This is a genomic window from Pseudomonas sp. NPDC086251 (genome assembly GCF_044746405.1).
GTDB lineage: Bacteria > Pseudomonadota > Gammaproteobacteria > Pseudomonadales > Pseudomonadaceae > Aquipseudomonas.
This window is the reverse complement of sequence record NZ_JBIVBY010000001.1, coordinates 330195-350730: the sequence shown is the minus strand read 5'-3', so window position 1 is coordinate 350730 and position 20536 is coordinate 330195. Positions and strand designations below refer to the sequence as shown.

At 60.5% G+C, this 20536-nt stretch carries 16 protein-coding genes; 4 read left to right on the top strand and 12 right to left on the bottom strand.

Features of this window, described 5'->3' with window-relative positions:
- Positions 1-14: 14 nt before the first annotated feature.
- The 11 genes from ACIPL2_RS01540 to ACIPL2_RS01490 form a co-directional block, all read right to left on the bottom strand.
- On the bottom strand, positions 15-1082 hold the full coding sequence (locus ACIPL2_RS01540) for a maleylacetate reductase (RefSeq protein WP_401352324.1): 1068 nt from the start codon (positions 1080-1082) through the stop codon (positions 15-17).
- A gap of 8 nt (positions 1083-1090) precedes the next feature.
- On the bottom strand, positions 1091-2554 hold the full coding sequence (locus tag ACIPL2_RS01535) for an aldehyde dehydrogenase family protein (protein ID WP_401352321.1): 1464 nt from the start codon (positions 2552-2554) through the stop codon (positions 1091-1093).
- Between the two features lie 92 nt (positions 2555-2646).
- Entirely contained in the window at positions 2647-3666 is a 1020-nt protein-coding gene (locus ACIPL2_RS01530) for a hydroxyquinol 1,2-dioxygenase (RefSeq protein ID WP_401352318.1), read from the bottom strand.
- Between the two features lie 44 nt (positions 3667-3710).
- On the bottom strand, positions 3711-4205 hold the full coding sequence (locus ACIPL2_RS01525; RefSeq protein ID WP_401352315.1) for a hydroxyquinol 1,2-dioxygenase: 495 nt from the start codon (positions 4203-4205) through the stop codon (positions 3711-3713).
- A gap of 231 nt (positions 4206-4436) precedes the next feature.
- A complete protein-coding gene (locus ACIPL2_RS01520) occupies positions 4437-5366 on the bottom strand; it encodes a LysR substrate-binding domain-containing protein (protein ID WP_401352313.1) in 930 nt (309 codons plus the stop codon).
- Between the two features lie 296 nt (positions 5367-5662).
- Entirely contained in the window at positions 5663-6697 is a 1035-nt protein-coding gene (locus tag ACIPL2_RS01515; RefSeq protein ID WP_401352311.1) for a branched-chain amino acid ABC transporter permease, read from the bottom strand.
- The gene (locus ACIPL2_RS01510; protein WP_059402426.1) at positions 6697-7560 is read right to left on the bottom strand and encodes a branched-chain amino acid ABC transporter permease; all 864 of its coding nucleotides are present in this window, start codon (positions 7558-7560) and stop codon (positions 6697-6699) included. Before ACIPL2_RS01510 ends, ACIPL2_RS01515 begins: the two co-directional genes overlap by 1 nt.
- 2 nt (positions 7561-7562) lie before the next feature.
- Positions 7563-8255, bottom strand: a complete 693-nt coding sequence (locus tag ACIPL2_RS01505) for an ABC transporter ATP-binding protein (RefSeq protein WP_401353326.1) — start codon at positions 8253-8255, stop codon at positions 7563-7565.
- Positions 8256-8276: 21 nt separating this feature from the next.
- On the bottom strand, positions 8277-9002 hold the full coding sequence (locus tag ACIPL2_RS01500; protein ID WP_401352308.1) for an ABC transporter ATP-binding protein: 726 nt from the start codon (positions 9000-9002) through the stop codon (positions 8277-8279).
- 13 nt (positions 9003-9015) lie between these two features.
- Entirely contained in the window at positions 9016-10326 is a 1311-nt protein-coding gene (locus ACIPL2_RS01495) for an ABC transporter substrate-binding protein (RefSeq protein ID WP_401352305.1), read from the bottom strand.
- Positions 10327-10413: 87 nt separating this feature from the next.
- Positions 10414-11760: an outer membrane beta-barrel protein gene (locus ACIPL2_RS01490; RefSeq protein ID WP_401352304.1), complete on the bottom strand. Its 1347-nt coding sequence runs from the start codon at positions 11758-11760 to the stop codon at positions 10414-10416.
- Between the two features lie 427 nt (positions 11761-12187).
- Between ACIPL2_RS01490 and ACIPL2_RS01485 the strand changes: the two genes are divergently transcribed.
- Positions 12188-14566: a DUF3772 domain-containing protein gene (locus ACIPL2_RS01485; RefSeq protein WP_401352302.1), complete on the top strand. Its 2379-nt coding sequence runs from the start codon at positions 12188-12190 to the stop codon at positions 14564-14566.
- Between the two features lie 789 nt (positions 14567-15355).
- Here ACIPL2_RS01485 and ACIPL2_RS01480 read toward each other — a convergent pair.
- The gene (locus ACIPL2_RS01480) at positions 15356-16264 is read right to left on the bottom strand and encodes a helix-turn-helix domain-containing protein (protein WP_401352300.1); all 909 of its coding nucleotides are present in this window, start codon (positions 16262-16264) and stop codon (positions 15356-15358) included.
- A 161-nt stretch (positions 16265-16425) separates the two neighbouring features.
- Here ACIPL2_RS01480 and ACIPL2_RS01475 point away from each other — a divergent pair, with 161 nt between their 5' ends.
- From ACIPL2_RS01475 to ACIPL2_RS01465, 3 genes are all read left to right on the top strand, one after another.
- Complete coding sequence (locus ACIPL2_RS01475; protein ID WP_401352297.1) at positions 16426-17784, top strand: glutamine synthetase family protein; 1359 nt, start codon at positions 16426-16428, stop codon at positions 17782-17784.
- A gap of 150 nt (positions 17785-17934) precedes the next feature.
- Entirely contained in the window at positions 17935-19023 is a 1089-nt protein-coding gene (locus tag ACIPL2_RS01470) for a polyamine ABC transporter substrate-binding protein (protein ID WP_401352294.1), read from the top strand.
- Positions 19020-20321 carry an NAD(P)/FAD-dependent oxidoreductase gene (locus ACIPL2_RS01465; RefSeq protein ID WP_401352292.1) on the top strand — a complete coding sequence of 434 codons (1302 nt, stop codon included), beginning with the start codon at positions 19020-19022 and terminating at the stop codon, positions 20319-20321. The genes ACIPL2_RS01470 and ACIPL2_RS01465 overlap by 4 nt, the downstream gene beginning before the upstream one ends.
- Positions 20322-20536 lie beyond the last annotated feature (215 nt).

The following is a 20536-nucleotide window of genomic DNA, read 5'->3' as shown; positions in this document are numbered from 1 at the left end:
CGACGTGGGATCAATCAGGCGGGTGCCAGGCCCTTCAAGGCACGGGTCAACAGCGCTTCGATCGGGCCTTGTTCAAACGGCCGTGGGTTGTAATAAGGGCTGGCGCAGGCGATTTGCGCCGCGTCGGCCGGGCCGTTTTCCGGCAGGCCGATGTCTGCCAGTGCCAGGGGAATGCCCAGCTTCTGGTTCAGCGCGTACAACAAGGCACCGACTTCGCTCGCCTCGCTGCCACCCAAGGCACGGGCGGCGCGTTGCAGTGGCCCCGCCGCCGCTTCACGATTGTAATGCGCGGCGTGGGGCAGGACGATGGCGTGCGCCTGAGCGTGCGGCAAATTGAACGTCCCGCCCAGGGTGTGGCAAAGCTTGTGGTGCAACGCCATGCCGACCGAACCCAGGCAAATGCCCGCCAGCCACGCGCCGTACAAGGCCTGACTGCGTGCGTCAGGGTCATTGGGATCATTGACCACGCCCGGCAACGCCAGCGCCAAGGAGCGAATAGATTCTTCAGCCATGAAACCGATGATCGGGTTGGCGTCCTCGGCGTACAACGCTTCAACCGCATGGGCCATGGCGTTCATCCCCGAGCAGGCGGAAATCTGCGCCGGCAAGGTCAGGGTCAATTGTGGATCGTAGATCACGGTCTTCGGTAAAACCTTCGGATCGCGCCCGGTTTTCTTCAGGCGGTTTTCGGTCAGCCCGTAGATCGGGGTCATTTCCGAACCGGCGTAGGTCGTCGGAATCGCCACGATCGGCAACCCCGAATCCATGGCAATCGCCTTGCCCAGGCCAATGGTCGAACCGCCACCAATGGCCACGCAGCAATCGGCATCCAGGCGCGCCGCTTCGACGCGCGCCGCTTGCGCCACTTCCAGCGGCACGTGCATCACCGCTTTGGGGTAGACGCCGGCCGCACGCTCACCGAGCAACGCTGCGACCCGTTCACCCAACGCCTGTTGTTCCGGCGTGGTAAGGATCAGCGCGCGTCTGGCGCCAAGGCGTTCGATCTCGTCAGCCAGCGCCGAGAGCTTGCCCCAGCCGAACACCACACGGGTCGGCAGGCTTTGGTAGACAAAAGGATTCATGGCAGGCCTCAGCGTTTGAAGTGCGGCGGGATTTTCGCGTCGACGTTGACCCACACCGAGCGGGCTTCGGTGTAATCGTGGATCGCTTCGAAGCCCATCTCACGGCCGTAACCCGACTGCCCAACGCCACCAAACGGACTGCCGGGGCTGACGCGTTTGTAGCAATTGACCCAGCACATCCCGGCATGAATGGCGTCGGCCATTTTGTGCGCGCGGGCCAGGTTCTGGGTCCACAGGCCGCTGCCGAGCCCGTATTCCGAGCCGTTGGCGATGGCCAAGGCCTCTTCGTCAGTGCTGAAACGCACCACGGTGACGAACGGGCCGAAGACTTCTTCCTGGCACACGCGATCTTCGGGCGATGCCTCGACAATGGTCGGCTCGACATAAAAACCATTGGCCAATGCCTGATCGTCCGGGGCTTTGCCGCCCGCGAGGATCTTGCCGCCCTGCTCGATGGCGATGTCGATATAGGCCAGCACGCGGTCGCGGTGCAGCGCCGAAGTCAGCGGGCCCATTTCGGTCTCGGGGTCCAGCGGATCGCCCAGGCGAATCGATTTGGCCAGTTCGATGAAACGTTCCAGGAAGCGATCAGCGATGTCTTTGTGCAGGATCAACCGCGAACCGGCGATGCACGCTTGGCCCTGGTTGTGAAAAATCGCCCAGGCCGAACCGTTGACGGCCGCTTCGAGGTTGGCGTCTTCGAACACAATGTTCGCGCCCTTCCCGCCGAGCTCCAGCTGGATGCGCTTGAGGTTGCCTTTCGAGGCGTCAACGATCCTGCGCCCCGTGGCCGTCGAACCGGTGAAGGCAATCTTGCCGACGTCGAGGTGTTCCGCCAGCGCCTGGCCAGCGGTATGACCGTAACCCGGCACCACGTTGACCACGCCTTTGGGGAAACCGACTTCAGTCATCAGCTCGACAATGCGCAAGGTCGACAGCGGGGTGATTTCCGACGGCTTGATAACGATAGTGTTGCCGGCCGCCAGCGCCGGACCCATTTTCCAGCTGGTGAACATCAGCGGGAAGTTCCACGGCACGATCTGCCCGACCACGCCAATTGGCTTGCGCTGCACGTAATTGAGGAACCCGGCTTCAACCGGAATCACCGAACCTTCGATCTTGTCGGCCATGCCGCCGAAATAGCGGAAGCAGGCGGCCGTGCGCGGGACGTCGAGGCCACGGGAATCGCGAATGGGATGGCCGGTGTTCAGGGATTCGAGTTGCGCCAGTTCTTCGCCGCACTCTTCGATCTTGTCCGCGAGCTTGAGCAACAGGCGCCCGCGTTCGGTGGCGCCCAGGGCAGACCACGCCGGGAAGGCACGTTTCGCCGCGGCGACAGCCAGTTCAATGTCCGCGGCTTCGGCAGCGGCAACCCGGGTGATCAACGAACCGTCGTGGGGCGACACCACGTCAATGGTGCCGCCGGCAACGGCGTCAACGAACCGGCCATCGATATAGAGCTGATTTTGCATAATATTTCCCTCGCACCGCGCCCATGGCGCAGTGTCTGACGACTTGATTCTTTCGAGCATGGCCCGGCGCGATGCCGGGCAAGACAAAGGTCTTAGAACTCGATTGGATACGGCTTGAGCTCGCCGCTTTCGTAGCGTTGCGGCAGGTTCGGCGTGGCGTTTTCCCACACCAGCAGCATCGAACGTTTGGTCGAGTAGCCCTGGTGGCGAATGTCCGCCGGCATCGCGCAGATGTCGCCGGCACGCATGGTGATGCGGGCGCGCGGGTTGCCGTCGTCCTTGTCGCCGACGTCCCAGATGATTTCATCGGACATCTGCAAGAACCACTCGACCCGGTCATTGCCATGGAACACCGGCAGGATGAATTCTTCAGTGGTCGGGCAGAACAGGCTGGCCTTGCACACCGAGGTCACCGACGGGTTCCAGGTCACGTCGGAGCGCGACAGGTACTTGAACAGGCTGAAGGCATGCAGCTGGCCTTCGAAACCTTCTGCCGCGTGGATTTCCGGCTCGTCCTGGGAAACGTCGATGAACTGGCGATTGACCGGCAAATCGTTACGCAGCGGCGAGTCATCCGGCAGGCCCGGCATGCGCTTGGTGGCGATGCGGAAGCGCTCGATGGCTTCGATGTTGTCGCCGTTCTTGCGACCGAACGCCGTACCGGTTTCTTCCGGCGCCGCGAACGGGTCAAACGTGGCGTTGGTCCAGTCGCGCAGGATGGCTTTGAAGGTCGCCATGATCAGCGGCGTTTCAAAGTTTTCGGTGTAGTTGACGCCGGCGGCCTTGAGCGTGCCATTGAAGGTGCCGGCGTACAGGTCGACTTTGCCGTAGTAATTGCGGGTGCCGATGACCTGGTCGAAGTTGACCCAGCCGTAGAAGAAGCCCCAGGCGACGTCGCGCATCATGGCGCGCAGAAAGGCGTCGACCGGGATCAGGTGCGAGCGGGTCTGGCCTTTGGCGGGCCAGGTGATGCGGGCGAAATACTCGTCGCGCGACAGTTCGAACGCGCCGAGTTTGAAGGCGCGGTAGCCGGTGACAGCATGGGGGGCGCTGGCCTGGACTTCGTCGTCGGCAAAGGCGGTGGTATCGGCAGCGGTTTCAAGCATGGCCATGACGGGGTTCCTTTTGTGGCTTTTGTTGGATGGGAAGGTTCAGATCACTTGAAGCAGATGTCTGCCCACTTCTCGACCGACAACGGTCCTTTGATGGTCTGCTGCAGGATCACGCCCGGGCGACTGGCCTCGAATCGATACGCCGTGCCGACCGGCAACAGGCACTGGTGGCCGCGTTTGAGCAGCACGTAGCCCATCGGTTTACCCGCCGGCACTTCACCGGCCAGGCGAGTGCCCTCGCCGTCTTTCAATGGCGCGTCGAGCTTGAGGAGATCCACCCGCACTTCACCGTCCATGACGATGGCGAATTCGTCGTGCGCGGCCGTGTACCAGGGCGACTGGCCTTCGGCGCGCAGGGTTTCAATGACGTAGCCCAAGTTGAGGCCGACCACGACTTTTTCATACGGAAGGGATTTTTCCGCCACTTCGAAAATATTCGAAAAGGCGTAATGGCTGGCCTGGCCGCTGATGATTTCAACCGAGCCTTTGCTGTAATTGTCCAGCGAGCCGAAGACCGTTTCGATTGCCGCGCTACTCATGGTTTTCACCGTTTTGTTGTTGTAGTAACAGTGAGTCAACAGTACGTCGCAGCTGCTCCGGGGACAATTAGAGGACCGGCGACAACAGTGTTCGCGAAACGCAAACACTGGGGGCACTGCAATCCTTGTGGGAGCGAGCCTGCTCGCGATGGCGGTGTGTCAGCCTACCTCCAGGCCGGATGTGAAACCGCAATCGCGAGCAGGCTCGCTCCCACAAGTGGGTGTGTTGATTCAGCGGATCCAGCCACGCTCCAGCAGGGGTTTGTCCCAGCACGGTTCGTCGCCGAAGTTTTCCACCAGGAAATCGATCAGCGTGCGCACTTTCAAGGCCCGGCGCTGGGTCGCCGGGTACACCGCAGAGAAGTTGAAGGACGACAGCGCATACTCGGGCAACACCGGAATCAGCCGACCGCTGAGCAAGTCGTCGCTGGCCACCAGTGTCGGCAAACAGACAATGCACACGCCCGTCGAGGCGTAATCGCGCAGCAAATGCACCGAGTTGGATCGCACCTGGCCCGGCAGGCTCAGCTCCACCTGTTCATCCGCACCAGTGAAAATCCAGCGGTTGCGCGATGGATACCCCTCGTACAAGGCGATCTTGTGTTGCAGCAGTTCCTGCGGGTGCGTCGGCACACCAAACTCGGCGGCGTAATCGGGTGACATGCAGAACAATCGGCGCACGCTGAACAGCTTGCGCTCGATCAGGGTTTCGGCCATCGGCGGGAACATCTGGAACGCCACATCGAAACCCTCTTCGATCGGGTCCACCACCCGGTCGTTGACGATGACGTCGACCTCAATGTCCGGGTACAGCCGGGTGAATTCGGCAAGCATCCGGCCAAAGTGGCCGATGGCAAACCCGGGCAGCATCTGCACCCGCAGTTTGCCGGTGGGTTTGGCGCGCAACTCGCGCATGTGTTCGGTCAGCGAGTTGAAACTCGCGACCATGTCCGCGCATTCCTTGTAGTAGGTCTCCCCTACTTCGGAGAGCCGCACATGCCGCGTGCTGCGATGGAACAGCGGCGCGTTGATGAATTGTTCCAGTTGCTGGATTCGGTGGGTGATCACCGAACGGGTCACGCCCAATTGCTGGGCGGCCTTGGCGAAGTTGCCGGTTTCGGCCACTCGCACAAAGGCTTCGACACTGAGTAAACGATCCATGGGGCAGGCTCTCTGGAGAGTGCCAGTCAGTTGTCGTAACGCACCCTCTCGTAGCAGCTGTCGAGCCTGCGAGGCTGCGTTCGGCTGCGCAGCAGTCGTAAAACCTGTGCATGCGATCTGACTGATAGACCGCAGTGCCTGGATTCACGACTGCTGCGCAGCCGAACGCAGGCTTCGCCAGCTGCTACACGGATTGCATTACGGCTTGGCTGACTGGCTCTCTGGATATTTTTGTTCTTATAGGAACAGTAAGGTTAGCCTGTCGGCACCTCGCACTCCACATCCCTGACAGCGTGCTACTTGTCGCTCTGGACAGACAACCGTCGCTGCATCGGGAAGACCTGCCAGCCCAGGCGTTCGCTGATCAACCCCCACACCCCTTGCGGGGCCTTGAGCATCATCACCACCGCGACCACGCCGAGGATGATCATGTACACCGCGCCGTATTGCGCCAGGCAGCCGCGCAGCACGAAGTAGATCAACGTGCCAATCAGCGGCCCTTCGAGCGTGCCGATGCCGCCGATGATGACGATGAAGATCACCACCGCCGTCCAGTCCTGCAGGTTGAACGCGGCATCCGGAGAAATCCGCAGCTTTTGCAGGAAGATCAGCGCGCCGACCACGCCCGTGCAACCGGCCGCCAGCACGTACACCATCAACTTGGTGCGGAAGGTATTGACCCCGAGGCTGCCGGACGCCGGTTCGGAATCGCGAATCGACGCCAAGGCCAGGCCTTGTCGCGAACGCAGCACAAAGAACACCACGGCCACGGCGGCAATGGCGATGGCCAGCGCGGTGAAGTAGATCAGCATTTCGCGCTCGTCCCGGTCATTACCGATCTGCCGCACAATCGCCGCCGGCAGGCTTTGCCCGGAACCGCCGCCAAGGCTGCTCATCTGCGCCAGCCCCAGGCGAAACACTTCGGCCACCACCCAGGTGCCAATCGCGAAATAAGCACCGCGTAATCGAAACACAATCAACGCGGTCGGAATCGCCAGCAACGCGACCATCACTCCGGAGAGCAACACCGCGAACAAGGGCGGCACACCAAAACGGGTGGACAGCATGAACAGCAGGTATCCGCCGAGACCGACAAACGCCTGCTGCCCCACCGAGACCATGCCGGCGTAACCAGCCAGCAGGTTCCACATTTGCGCCAAGGCCAGGTAATAGGCGAACTCCACCACCAGCCGCAGGCTTGAACGGTCGGCCCAGAATGGCGCACTGATCAACACCAACACACACAGGCCCAGCAATGACAGGCCGATCATGCTGCTGGTGGTGGTGCGCTGTACGCGATAGGTCAGCGCTGGATTATTCAAGGCATTCATCAGTCGACACTCCGTGGGAACAGGCCACGCGGGCGCACGACCAAAATCAGCAGAAACACCAGATGACCGGCGAGGATTTGCCAGCCAGGATCGATTTTCGCGCCCAGCGCCTGGGCGACGCCGAGGATCACCCCACCGGCCAGGGTGCCCCACAGGCTGCCCAAGCCGCCGATGATCACCGCTTCGAAACCGTACAACAGACGCGCCGGCCCCACCGTCGGGTCGAAGCTGGTACGAATCGCCAGAAACACCCCGGCAATCGACACCACGGCCATTGCCAATGCCATGGCCAAACCGAAAATATGCGCGTTGTTGACGCCCATCAGTCGCGCGGTTTGCTGATCATCGGAAGTGGCGCGAAACGCTCGACCCACAGCGGTTTTGTAGAACAGCAATTGCAGGCCGCCAATGATCAGCAACGCACTGCAAAACACGATCAGTGGCATCACGCCCACGCTCAAACTGCCGAAACCGACACTGGCGACTTCGAGATCACCCTGCGACAGCTTTTGACTGTCGGCGCTGAAGAATTCCAGCAGCACGTTCTGCACGATGATCGACAGGCCAAAAGTCACCAGCAGTGGCGGCAGGATGTCCTGGCCCAGCGTTCGGTTCAGCAACAACCGTTGCAGCAGATAGCCGAAACAGAACATCAACGGCACCACGATCAGCAAGCTCGACAGCGGGCTGAACCCCAGGTGATTGACCACCATCAGCGCCAGGTACGACGCCAGCACGATGAAGTCACCGTGGGCGATATTGACCAGGCGCATGATGCCGAACATCAGCGACAGCCCCACCGCAAACATCGCGTACAGGCCACCGAGCAACATGCCTTGCAGCAAAGTATTGAGCCATTCCATAACTAGATCCCGAAATACGCGGCTTTGATTTGCGCTTTGTCCGCCTCCCCAGGGCGGCCGGTCAGGGACACGCGCCCTTCCTGGAAGCAATAGAAACGGTCGCAGACACTCAATGCCTGATTGATGTCCTGCTCGACCAGAATCACCGTGGTGCCGTCAGCCTTGATCGAGGGCAGTGCGGCGTAGATGTCCTTGATCGTGGTCGGTGCCAGCCCGAGGCTGATCTCGTCGCACAACAGCAACTGCGGGTTGGCCATCAAGCCCCGGCCAATCGCAACCATTTGCTGCTGGCCACCGGACAGTGCGGTGCCAGGGCGTTTACGCAGTTTTTCCAGCACCGGAAACAGCTGGTAGATCCGCGCCAGCGTCCACGGGCCGGGGCGTTTGCTGTAGGCGCCGATCAACAGGTTTTCCTCGACGCTCAGCGAGGGGAATAGCTTGCGGCCTTCCGGCACCAATGCGATGCCGCGTTCGAGCACCTGATTCGCCGGCAGGTCACCCACCGCCTGGCCCTTGAAATGGATGACGCCGGGCTGGTTCTTGATCAGCCCGGCCAGCGAGCGCAGGAACGTCGATTTGCCGGCGCCGTTGGAGCCGATGATCGCCACGGTTTCGCCCGCCTCAAGGGTCAGGCTGATGTCGAACAGCGCTTGAAAGTCGCCGTAGCCGGCACAGAGTTTGTTGATGGACAGCAGGTTCGAATGCGTCGTCATGTTTTAGCTCCCGATGCCCATGTAGATGTCCTGGACTCGCGGATCGGCCATCACGCTGCGGGGTTCGCCTTCGGCCAGTTTGGCGCCGAAGTTGATCACCGTCAGGCGGCTGACCACGGCCAGCAAGGCATGCACGATGTGTTCGATCCAGATGATCGCGACGCCGGCCTTGTGGATGCCTTGAATGGTTTCCACCAGCGCCAGGCACTCCGGTTCGGTCAGGCCGCCGGCGATTTCGTCCAGCAACAACAGCCGTGGCTGGGTCGACAAGGCGCGGGCCATTTCCAGGCGCTTGCGGTCGAGCAGGGTCAGCGAGCCGGCCAACACGTTGGCCTTGCGCATCAGCCCGGTGAGTTCCAGGGTCTGCGCGCACCACTGGCTCGCCTCCTTGTCGCGCAACCGCGCGCCAAAAGTTGCGCCCACCAACAGGTTCTCGAACACCGTCATTTTCACGAACGGGTGCGGGATCTGATGCGAGCGGCCGATGCCTTGCTGGCACCGTTTGAACACCGGTTCGCGGGTTACATTGCGGCCCTCGAAATGGATCGTGCCGCTGTCAGCCGCGACGCCGCCGGCGATCAGGTTGAACAGCGTGCTTTTACCCGCGCCGTTGGGGCCGATGATGCCCAGGGCTTCGCCCGGTTGCAGGCTCAGGCTCATGGCGTCCGTGACCTTCACCGAGCCGTAGCTTTTGTGCACATCGTTCATTTGCAGAAGTGGCTGTTGCATGGTGCACCCGCGATCAATACGTAATGGCCTGCATCTCGCCGCCCAGCGGAATAGCGGGTGCGGTGGCATTGTTGGTGACGATCAGGTCGTATTTATTGTCATTGCCCAGTCGCCATTGGCCGCTGACCAGCGGCGTCTTCGCGACGTTCTTCACCGGCCCGCCGTTCCAGTTGATCGGCCCGACGACCGTGTTGAGGTGGGTCTTGAGCAAGGCATCGCGGACCGCGTGTGGGTTGCCGACTTCTTCGGTGCGTTTGAGGATGTCCACCGCCAGTTCGAACAGCGCATGCACGAAACCCAGCGGTTGCGTCCACTGTTTGCCGGTGGCTTGGGTGAACCCTTGGGCCAACTGCCCGGCACTGGCGCCGGTCAGAGACGAACTGAATGGGTGCGTCGGGCTCCACCAGATTTCGGTCGACAGGTTGTTGCCGGCCTTGCCCAGCGCTTCGACCGCCGTGGGAAACAGCAGCGCTTTGCCAACCGACACTGCTTTCGGTTTGAAGCCTTGCTGGCGAGCCTGGGTCCAGAAGGTGCTGAGGTCCGGTGGAATCACCACACCGGTGACAATCTCGACCTCGGCTTTTTTGAACGCGGCGATCTGCGCCGAGAAATCGTCGGTCAGGCTTTGAAAGCGACCGGGGTCGACCAACTGGAAACCCTTTTGCGCCAGCACCGGTGGGAAGCCGAGTTTCGGATCGCCCCAGGCATTGCCGTCGCCATCGTTGGGGAACAGACCGCCAACCACCTTGTTCGACGGCATGGCGCCCCACATCGAACTGTACGTGCCGATCACATCTTCCAGGCCCCAGAAGAAATGGTAGGTCCATTCGAAACCCTGGTCAGGCTTGCCGCCACGGGTAAAGAACCACGGCTGCCACGGCGCCACCGTGGAAATGCACGGGATCTCGTTGATTTCGCATTGGTCGGAGACCGGGTTGGTGGTTTCCGGTGTCGACGACACCAGCATCAGGTCGACCTGATCCGACAAAATCAGCTCGCTCGCCACTTCCGCCGCGCGGTTGGGGTTGGACTGGCTGTCCTTGACCATGATCTCCAGGCGATAGGCCTTGCCGGCCACGTTGATCGAGTTCTTCAGCACCTGCTTGAGCGATTCGATGATGTAGTTGTCGGCCGCCGCAAAGGGCGCCAATGGCCCGGTTTGCGGGCTGACATAACCGAGCTTGATCACCCGCTCGCTGCCCAGGGCGAAGTTGAACGGCAGGCTGGCCAGCGCCACGCCGCCGGCGGCAACGCCGGTGCCGCGCAGGAAATCGCGACGGGTGAAGTCGCGGCCAAACAGGTTTTTATCGTTGTTGTCTGTCATGAAAGTACTCCAAAAGCCCGGACGAACAGGGTCGCAACGTGTGGCTGGGCCATCACGCAGGGTCAGAGGTAAACGAAAGAAGTCGGTTTAGAAAAAGAAGCTGACGTCGAACGACGCGACCAGCTGCGAGTCCTTTTGCCCATCGGCGTAGGCATCGCGACCGGGGCCGGAATGGATGTCGTAGCGCAGTTCCGGGCGCAGTCGCACGTTGGGCGTCGGTGTCCAGGCCAGGTTAGTGGTCACACCGTAGAAACTGCCCCAGGTCGGATCGGGAATTCCGGTATTCGGGTCGATGTTGGCCATCATCACGTGCACGGGTGCATCGGTGTAGAACCACTCGGCCCGGCTGTTCCACATCAGGTTTTCGCTGAGCTTGTGATACCAATTGAGGTCGGTGCCGTACCAGGTCGCATCGCTTTTGTTGGCAAACCCGGCGAAGGCGCCCTGCTCCTGCTTGCCGTAATTCAACTCCAGCGCCACGCGGTTGTTCGGGTCGATGACCTGGGACAACGTCAGGTACGAGGCGACGCGTTTGTAGTCGTCATCCTTGGTGCCGGCGGGCAACGGCGAGCCACACGCGCATTCGGCGAAGCTGTCGCCGGCACCGTTGCCGTAGATGTTTTCCCAGTCGATCCAAGTGCTGAAATCCGCCGAGCGCCAGCGTACGTTGGCGATGATGTCGGGGTCATGGTTCGGGTCTTGCAGGTTGTTCCAGCCCTGCACCACGCCCAGCTCGAAGCCCAACATGCTTTCCCCCGGCGCCGAGGGCAGCTTGAACGAGTACAGCGCACCGGCATGTTTGGCCGGGCCGTGCATGAAGGAATAGGTGTGCGAATAGAAGTCAGTCGGTGCGGGTGACGGCAAGGCAAAACCGATTTCATTTTCCAGCGGCGTGTGAAAAATCCCGATCATCAGGTCGGAACCGCCGAGCACCGGAAAGTAAAAGTCGACGTACGCTTGAGCGACGGTGAACGCTTCACCTTCGGCCTTGTTGTCGCGATTGACGCTCAGGTCCTCGTCCCAGCCGTAGGTCTTGAAGAATCGCGCATCCTTGCCGTACAGCGCGGTGACGTTGAAGCCCCAGTCCGCCTCTTGCGGCATCGGCCCGGGGAACGGCCCGACACGGCCGATCACGTTGCTCTTGGGTTTCTTTTCCACGGCCAAGGCGAACTGGTTGAGGTTGACGCCTTCGTCGGTGGTGAAAAAGCTTTGCTTGCTGACGTCATCCGTGCCGTTGTTGTTATAGCTCACACCGACCTGGCCCCAGCCGTAGACCTTGATACCGTGTTCACGCTCAAGGCTGTCGCCGAACACGCCGCGAACCAGCGACCCCATCGGATCGTCCGCCGCCGAAGCGCTTGAGGGAAATAAAACGTTGGCGCCCAGAACGGGAGCGAACAGGGTTGCTGCGCAAACCCACGCACGAATACTCATACCTGCCTACCTTATTTTTATTAGGAGCCAACCCCGAAGGGGCGCGTGGCCGAAAGCAAGGTATGACGTCTTGATGAGCCCTGGCTTGAGCTCCACCCGATCATTGGCAAATCGTGGTGTTCGGCGTAATGGAGGCTACAAGCCCGCCCCTGCACCAACAATTCCATTCTCGGCGACATCAGTGTTTGCGTATTCAGAACAATCGCCCGGGGATTCGCTTGGGCAAATTGTTGCGCCCACCCCTGAACCCTGTAGGAGCCGAGCTTGCTCGCGAAGGCGGTCTGTCAATCACAGCAGCGTTGCCTGACACGCCGCCTTCGCGAGCAAGCTCGGCTCCTACAGGGAATGAAGTGCTAGCCGGAAGTATTTTTCGCGCCTGCACACGCCATGGCCTAACCTGAATGGCTAAAGCCGCCGGGGCATACCTATGCGTCCTGCACTGAAATTACTCGTGTTCATCGTGTTTGCGCTGTTGGCGGCGAACATCGGGGCGCTGTCGGCAGATGAACCCGCGATTGCATCAGAGGCGAGCACCACCACGACCGTGTCAAAGGGCGATCTGGAAGCCCTGCAACTCAGGCTGGACAACCTTAAACAACAGGTGTCGTTGAGCAGCAATTACACGCAGTTGGTGGGTTTTCAGGACAGTGTTCAATTACTCCTCAGTGACACGAGCAAACTGGAGGCCGTGTTACTGCCCGAGCAGGCGCAATTGCAAGCGCAGCTCAATGTGCTCGGGACGACCTCCGCGACCAGCCTGGCCATGGAAAAGGCCGATCTGGTGAAACAGCGCACCTACCTCACCGAACAAAAAGACAAGGTGGATGACGATCTCCAGATACTGCAGGCCATCAAACTCGGCGCAGCCAACCTCATCACGCAGATCGCCAGCATTCGCCGCACTCAACTGGAGACCGAACTGGTCCAGCGCACCACCAGCCTGCTCAATCCTCGATTCTGGTTACCGCTGTTTTCTCCGATAGAAGAGGATAGAAACCGCCTGAGTTTTTTTAGCGACCAGTTCGACAGTGTCGTCCAGCCCGCCTGGCAACCCGGCGAGCGCGGTATGACGGTCACGTTGCTAGTGCTGGCCCTGGCCTTCTGGTCGCTGGGGCGCCGGCTGGCTGAACGCGGGCTGACCTGGATCTGCATCCATCACGTGCCGGAAGGTCGTTTGCGCAGAAGCTCGTTGGCGATAGCGACGGTACTCGCCACCCTGTTGAGCGCTGGTTGCGCCATCCAACTGATCCTGATGGCTGCCACTCGGCTCAATCCTCTGACGCAGCCGCTGCAAGGCTATTTCGAGGACATCGAGAAGCTCGCCTACACCTGCGCCATGATCACCGGCCTGAGTCGGGCCCTGCTGTCCAGGCGCAATCCCTCCTGGCGCCTGCCGGGGATCGCCGATGAAGTGGCGGTTGCAATGAGCCCCTATCCGGCCTTGCTGGCCGGGTCGCTGCTGGTGCTGGTATCGCTCACGCAGATCCCCAATGCGATGGGCATGAGTTCGCAGGCGGTGATCTTCTGCCGGGGCATCGTCGCTCTGGTCGTTGCCCTGATTTTGGGGGCACTGTTGCTGCGCACCAATAAAACCCGTCGAGCGATGGTGATTGCCGGGGAAGCGCCTGAGGCCGGTACGACGCTGGCAGGCCTGATTTATTCCGGCATCAGCATTGGCGTATTGATTTCGCTGTTTGGCCTGTTGGTCGGTTACGTCTCCCTCGCCAGATTCATCACCTATGAAATCGTCTGGCTGTATATCGTGATTTCCAGTTTCTATTTGCTGACGCAGCTGTTCAGGGATTTGTGCGACTACCTGTTTTCACCCAAACACCCCAGTGGCAAGGCCATCAAACAATTGCTCGGTATCGGCGATGTGAGGCTTGAACAAATCGAGGTGGTCTTGTCGGGCCTCGGCCGAGCGACCTTGATACTGATTGCGGTGATTACAACGTTTGTGGGGGGTGTTGGATCGACTTTCGGGCAGCTGACGGACCGGGTTTCAGCGATACTCGGCGGCGATGGCCTGCGCAAGCTGAACATCATCCCGGAGAATCTGCTGAATGCAGTCCTGGCGCTGTTGATCGGCATCTACCTGATTCGATCCCTGCGCCGCTGGCTGGACAATGAGTTCCTGCCCAAAACCGATATGGACCCTGGCATGGGCGCGTCGCTGAGCACTTTGTTCAGCAACATCGGCTACGCGCTGGTCATTCTGCTGACGCTGTCTTCGTTGGGCGTGAAGTGGACCAATCTGGCCTGGATTGTCAGCGCGTTGTCCGTGGGGATCGGCTTTGGTTTGCAGGAGATCGTGAAGAATTTCGTGTCGGGGTTGATCCTGCTGACTGAGCGCCCGGTGAAGGTCGGCGATCTGATCAGCATTAGCGGGGTTGAGGGTGATATCCGGCGGATTAATGTGCGCGCGACCGAGATTCAGCTCAGTGACCGCTCGATTGTGATCGTGCCTAACTCGCAGCTGATTTCACAAAATTTGCGCAACGTGACCATGGGCGGCAGTGCTCAGGGGGTGGCGATTCTTGAGTTGGTGTTTCCGCTGGACATCGATCCCGAGCAGGTCAAGAACCTGTTGTATGAGACGTATTGTGAGCATGAAACCATTCTCGACCACCCTGCTCCCGCTGTGCGTTTCAGCAAGCTGACGCCGGAAGGGATTACGCTGACGATTACGGGGTACGTGAGTAGCCCGAGGATTGTGGCCAGTACCAAGAGTGACTTGTTGTTTGAGATTCTCAAGCGATTGGGGGCGGCGGGTATTGAGTTGGCGAAACCGGTGCCGGCGGTTTGAATCAGATGGGATGGGATGGGGGTACATATCCATTTCTGCGGTAACGGCCACTTCAGGTTCCGCCCTTACGGCGTGTCACTTGGAAAAGCCCCAAGTAACCAAGGGCTCTCGCCCCTCCATTCGGTGCCTCGCCTAGGCTCGGCATGCCCTCACTCCGGCATTGCTCCGAGGGCCCGCCGCCATCGGCCATCCATGGCCGGGGGCGGCTAACCCGGCATCCATGCCGGGTTGCCCCCTGCGCAACGCCTGCGTTCGGCCTCTGGGAAAGGGGCAACAGATCAAGATCAAAAGCCGAAGCAACGGCAAGATCAACAGCGAACGTAACGTCTGAAATCACCGCATCCCTGTAGGAGCGAGCTCGCTCGCGATGGACCCATAGGCACCGCGTTTATCCTGTTAACACGCGCCGTCATTGACGTTCTTCGCGAGCAAGCTCGCTCCTACAGGGGAATGCATACGCAGAAATCAGGCCGGCCGGTAGGCCGCCGTGCTTTTGATTTTGATGCACCGCCCCCCGAGAGGCCGAGTGGAGGTTCTGCGCAGGGGGCAACCCGGCAGGGATGCCGGGTTAGCCGCCCCCGGCCATGGATGGCCGATGGCGGCGGGCCCACGGAGCAGGACCGGAGCGAGGGCATGCCGAGCCTTAGCGAGGCACCGAACGAAAGGGCAGAAGCGCTTTGGTTACTTTCGCGCTTCTCGAAAGTGACTCGCCGTAAGGGCGAAACCGATATCAGCCGTAACCCCAAAAACGGATATACACCCAATCTCAAGTGAGCAGCTCCAGCCCAATCAGCCCCGCCCCACCCGCTTCAACGTCTCACTCGGCAACTCCTTGAACAACGCCCGATAGCTGCTGGAAAACCGCCCCAAATGCCAGAACGACCAACGCATCGCCACTTCCGCCACCGTGGTTTCCATTGCCGAACGACTGAGCAATTCACGGTGCGCGCTGTTCAGCCGACGCAAGCGCAGCCAATGAGTCGGTGTCATCCCGGTATAAGCCTTGAACGCATGCTGCAACTGCCGCAACGAAACCCCGGCAATCTGTGAAAGCTCCAACAAATTCAAGGTCTCTTCCGGCGCATCCGCCGCCCACTCACCGATGCGTTTCATCACCGCGCGTTCCTCGGCCCGGCGCTGCAAACCGCCGCGATCAAGACACACACAGGCGTTATCGAGGATGTACAAACAGTCCTCCAGCAACTGCTGGGTCAACGCCTCCTTGCTCGGCGGATCAAACGTCTGCGTCAGCCGGGTCAGCGTCCCGCTCAACCAGCGACTGAACAGCGCGTTCTGCCCCGAATTCAGCGGCGCCATGAACAACCCTTCAAGCCGCGCGACATTCAACCCATGGCGCTGAACAAACTCCGGACCAAACACCACAGCGATTTCCTGGTAGTTCTCCGGGGTGATCCAGATGTTGCGACTTTCTTCATTCAACACGTACAGCGCGTTGTCGCTGCGATCGAAACAGAACGCCAGCGAACCCTCGGGCGCGCTGAAATTCTGCTCGACCCGCGTGTTCATCTGCTCCTCGTAAATCTCCACGCCTTGCAGGTCCAGATAACGCACCCGCCCGGCGAAATGCCCCGGCGACATCTGCTGGTAATGCTGGACCCACCCCGGTGTAGCGCGGATTTGCTCGGCGACATCGGCGGTATTGAACGCTTGGACTTGCAAGGAATTACAGATTGTCATGGGAGACCTTGCGCACTCTTTTGGTGCGCTTTGTGCTGCTTAAAGTGGATAGATGGAACCGCAAGGCTCGCCCAAGATAGTCGTCAACGCGCTACAGGGGAAGTGTCCGAAAGATGAAATCGGCTTCTCCTGGCGTTAATAAAACCAATAACGAGGTCTTTATGAATGTCCCTTTCGATCAGCTGCTGACGTGGCTGAAAGATCACAAGATTACCGAAGTCGAGTGCGTCGTCAGCGACCTGACCGGCATTGCGCGCGGCAAAATTGCACCCACCAACAAGTTCCTGCATGAGCGAGGCATGCGCCTGCCGGAAAGTGTGCTTTTGCAAACGGTAACCGGGGACTTTGTCGACGACGACATCTACTACGACCTGCTCGACCCGGCCGATATCGACATGGTCTGCAAACCGGTGTCCGACGCGGTCTACGTGATTCCATGGGCCATCGAGCCGACGGCCATCGTGATTCACGACACCTTCGACAAGTTTGGCAACCCCATCGAACTGTCGCCGCGCAACGTGCTGAAGAAAGTCCTGCAGCTGTACACCGACAAAGGCTGGAGGCCGATTGTCGCGCCGGAAATGGAGTTTTACCTGACGCAGCGCTGCGAAGACCCGGACTTGCCGCTCAAGGCCCCAATGGGCCGCTCAGGCCGTGCGGAAAGTGGTCGTCAGTCGTTTTCCATCGACGCCGCCAACGAATTCGATCCGCTGTTTGAAGATGTCTACGACTGGTGCGAACTGCAGGGCCTGGACCTCGACACGCTGATCCACGAAGACGGCCCGGCGCAGATGGAAATCAACTTCCGTCACGGCGACGCGCTGGACCTGGCGGACCAGATCACCGTGTTCAAACGCACGATGCGTGAGGCGGCGCTCAAGCACAACGTTGCGGCGACGTTCATGGCCAAGCCGATTGGCGATGAGCCTGGCAGCGCCATGCACATTCACCAGAGCGTGGTGGACATCGCCACCGGCCAGCCGATTTTCGCCAATGCCGACGGCACCATGAGCGAGCTGTTCCTCCATCACATTGGCGGCCTGCAAAAGTACATCCCCAAAGTGCTGCCGATGTTTGCGCCCAACGTCAATTCGTTCCGCCGTTTCCTGCCGGACACCTCGGCGCCGGTGAACGTCGAATGGGGCGAAGAAAACCGCACTGTCGGCTTGCGTGTGCCGACCTCAAGTCCGGACGCGATGCGCGTGGAAAACCGTTTGCCGGGAGCGGATGCCAACCCGTATCTGGCCATCGCCGCGAGCTTGTTGTGCGGGTATCTGGGGATGGTTGAGCGCGTCGAGCCGAGCGCTGCGGTGCAAGGTCGGGCCTATGAGCGCCGTAACTTGCGCCTGCCGATCACCATCGAGGACGCGCTGACGCAGATGGAGGAGTGCGACACCGTTTCGCGCTACCTGGGCAGCAAATTCGTTCGCGGTTACGTCGCGGTCAAGCGCGCCGAACACGAGAACTTCAAGCGCGTGATCAGCTCCTGGGAGCGCGAGTTCCTGCTGCTGAGCGTCTGAGATTTGCAGTGCCCGTGAGGGCCTCTTCGCGAGCAAGCCCGCTCCCACAGGGGAGTGCATTTCAAATGTGGGAGCGGGCTTGCTCGCGAAGACGGCCGTCAGAACACCAAAGAAACGCCTGAAAAAACCAACAACTCAAAGAGGTGTCGAATGCGTCTATTGAAATCCATGGTCCCGGTCGCGCTGGCCGTTCTGTTCAGCGCTGTGGCACAGGCTCAGCCACAGGTCAGTGTCTATAACTGGACCGATTACATCGGCGAGACCACCCTCGTCGACTTCCAGGCAAAAACCGGGATCAAAGTGATCTACGACGTGTTCGACTCCAACGAAACCCTGGAGGGCAAACTGCTCGCCGGCCGCACCGGGTATGACGTGGTGGTGCCGTCCAACCACTTCCTCGCCCGCCAGGTGAAGGCCGGTGCGTTCCTCAAACTGGATCGCTCGCAGCTGCCGAACTTCGCCAACCTCGACCCGAAACTGCTGGCGCTGCTGGAGAAGAACGACCCCGAAAACGCGCACTCCGTACCGTACCTGTGGGGCACCAACGGCATTGGCTACAACGTCGACAAGGTCAAGCAAGTACTCGGCATCGATCACATCGATTCCTGGGCGGTGCTGTTCGAACCGGAGAACATCAAGAAGCTCAGCCAGTGCGGCGTGTCGATGATGGACTCGGCCGATGAAGTGTTCCCGGCGATCCTCAACTACATGGGCATGGACCCACGCAGCGAAAACCCGGAAGACTTCAAGAAAGCCGAGGCCAAACTGTTGAGCATCCGGCCGTACATCACGTATTTCCACTCCTCCAAGTACGTCTCGGACCTGGCCAACGGTGACATCTGCGTGGCCTTCGGTTATTCAGGCGACGTGTTCCAGGCCGCGAACCGGGCCAAGGAAGCGAAGAACGGCGTGAACATCGCGTACGCCATTCCCAAAGAAGGCAGCAATTTGTGGTTCGACCTGCTGGCCGTTCCCGCCGACGCCAGCAATCCAAAAGAAGCCCACGCCTTCATCAATTACCTGCTCGACCCGCAAGTGATCGCCAAGGTCAGTGCCTCGGTCGGTTACGCCAACCCGAACCCGGCCGCCAAGCAGTACATGGACGCTGAGCTGGTGAACAATCCTGAGGTTTACCCGCCTCAGGCAGTCCTCGACAAGCTTTACATTTCGACCACCCCGCCCCAGGCGATCATGCGTCTGATGACCCGTTCCTGGAGCAAAGTGAAGTCCAACAAATGAATCAGTACAGCGATGAACACACCCAGTCCTACTACGCCGCGTCGGCCAACGGAATGGCGCCCTACCCTGCACTGACGGCGGACCTTGAAGCCGATGTCTGTGTGATCGGCGGTGGTTTTACCGGCATCAACACGGCGATCGAACTGGCTCAGCGCGGGCTCAAGGTGATCGTGCTGGAGGCCCGGCGGATTGGCTGGGGCGCCAGCGGGCGCAACGGTGGCCAGCTGATTCGCGGTATCGGTCATGACGTCAGTGGTTTCGCCCGGCATATCGGTGACGAAGGCGTGCGTTATCTCGAGCGCGCCGGGATCGAGTCGGTGGCGCTGGTGGGCAACCGCATCCGTGAGCACGGCATCGATTGCGACCTGCGCTGGGGCTTCTGCGAACTGGCCAATACCAAAGCGCAGTTCGCGGCACTCAAGACTGAACAGGAAGGCCTTGCCGAGTCGGGCTATCCCCACGAAACCCGGCTGGTCGGCCCTGAGCAGATCCGTGAACAGGTGGTGAACTCCGGCGTGTATGCCGGTGGTCTGGTGGATAGGGGGTCGGGGCACTTGCACCCGCTCAATCTGGTCCTCGGCGAGGCGCGGCTGGCGCAATCCCTCGGGGTGCAAATCTTCGAGCAGAGCCCGGTGCTGGAATTGATCCATGGCAGCACCGCACAGGTTCGTTGTGCCGGTGGCACGGTGCGCGCCGGCAGTCTGGTGCTGGCCTGCAATGCGCACCTGGAAGAACTCGAACCGCGCTTGAGCGGCAAGGTGCTCCCGGCGGGCAGCTACATCATTGCCACCGAACCCCTGGCGCCGGACGTGGCTGCGCAATTGATCCCGCACAACCTGGCGCTGTGCGACCAGAAAGTCGGCCTGGATTACTACCGGCTCTCGGCGGACCGGCGTTTGCTGTTCGGCGGTGCCTGCCACTATTCGGGACGTGATCCGGCGGACATCACGGCGTATATGCGCCCGCAAATGCTTAAGGTATTCCCGCAATTGGCGAATGTGCGCATCGACTATCAATGGGGCGGCAAGATCGGCATCTCGGCCAATCGCTTCCCGCAAGTCGGACGCTTGAACCAGCATCCGAACGTGTTCTACGCCCAGGGCTATTCCGGCCATGGCCTGAACGTGACCCACTGGTGCGCGAAGTTGTTGGGCGAGGCGATCCATGCCGGGCACAGTCAGGGGTTTGATGTGTTCAGCGCGGTGCCGCACATGACCTTCCCCGGCGGCCCGCTGCTGCGTTCGCCGCTGCTGGCCCTTGGCATGTTCTGGTATCGCCTGCGCGAAATACTGGGATAAAGCCCCAGCACCTACCCTAGATGTAGCAGCTGGCGAAGCCTGCGTTCGGCTGCGCAGCAGTCGTGAAACCGTGCAGCACGGTCCTTCAGGATGCTCGCGCTCAGGTTTTACGACTGCTGCGCAGCCGAACGCAGGCTTCGCCAGCTGCTACATGGATCGCGTCAGGTTATCTGATCGGGCATTTGCCAAAAATGCCCGCCCAGTCCTTCTCTTGT

What these genes read in the sequence shown, in the direction of transcription:
- ACIPL2_RS01490 (WP_401352304.1), bottom strand. Translation starts at nt 11,760, where the DNA reads ATGAGTATTCGTGCGTGGGTTTGCGCAGCAACCCTGTTCGCTCCCGTT.
- ACIPL2_RS01465 (WP_401352292.1), top strand. Translation starts at nt 19,020, where the DNA reads ATGAATCAGTACAGCGATGAACACACCCAGTCCTACTACGCCGCGTCG.
- ACIPL2_RS01530 (WP_401352318.1), bottom strand. Translation starts at nt 3,666, where the DNA reads ATGGCCATGCTTGAAACCGCTGCCGATACCACCGCCTTTGCCGACGAC.
- ACIPL2_RS01520 (WP_401352313.1), bottom strand. Translation starts at nt 5,366, where the DNA reads ATGGATCGTTTACTCAGTGTCGAAGCCTTTGTGCGAGTGGCCGAAACC.
- ACIPL2_RS01475 (WP_401352297.1), top strand. Translation starts at nt 16,426, where the DNA reads ATGAATGTCCCTTTCGATCAGCTGCTGACGTGGCTGAAAGATCACAAG.
- ACIPL2_RS01515 (WP_401352311.1), bottom strand. Translation starts at nt 6,697, where the DNA reads ATGAATGCCTTGAATAATCCAGCGCTGACCTATCGCGTACAGCGCACC.
- ACIPL2_RS01525 (WP_401352315.1), bottom strand. Translation starts at nt 4,205, where the DNA reads ATGAGTAGCGCGGCAATCGAAACGGTCTTCGGCTCGCTGGACAATTAC.
- ACIPL2_RS01510 (WP_059402426.1), bottom strand. Translation starts at nt 7,560, where the DNA reads ATGGAATGGCTCAATACTTTGCTGCAAGGCATGTTGCTCGGTGGCCTG.
- ACIPL2_RS01480 (WP_401352300.1), bottom strand. Translation starts at nt 16,264, where the DNA reads ATGACAATCTGTAATTCCTTGCAAGTCCAAGCGTTCAATACCGCCGAT.
- ACIPL2_RS01500 (WP_401352308.1), bottom strand. Translation starts at nt 9,002, where the DNA reads ATGCAACAGCCACTTCTGCAAATGAACGATGTGCACAAAAGCTACGGC.
- ACIPL2_RS01485 (WP_401352302.1), top strand. Translation starts at nt 12,188, where the DNA reads ATGCGTCCTGCACTGAAATTACTCGTGTTCATCGTGTTTGCGCTGTTG.
- ACIPL2_RS01495 (WP_401352305.1), bottom strand. Translation starts at nt 10,326, where the DNA reads ATGACAGACAACAACGATAAAAACCTGTTTGGCCGCGACTTCACCCGT.
- ACIPL2_RS01535 (WP_401352321.1), bottom strand. Translation starts at nt 2,554, where the DNA reads ATGCAAAATCAGCTCTATATCGATGGCCGGTTCGTTGACGCCGTTGCC.
- ACIPL2_RS01540 (WP_401352324.1), bottom strand. Translation starts at nt 1,082, where the DNA reads ATGAATCCTTTTGTCTACCAAAGCCTGCCGACCCGTGTGGTGTTCGGC.
- ACIPL2_RS01470 (WP_401352294.1), top strand. Translation starts at nt 17,935, where the DNA reads ATGCGTCTATTGAAATCCATGGTCCCGGTCGCGCTGGCCGTTCTGTTC.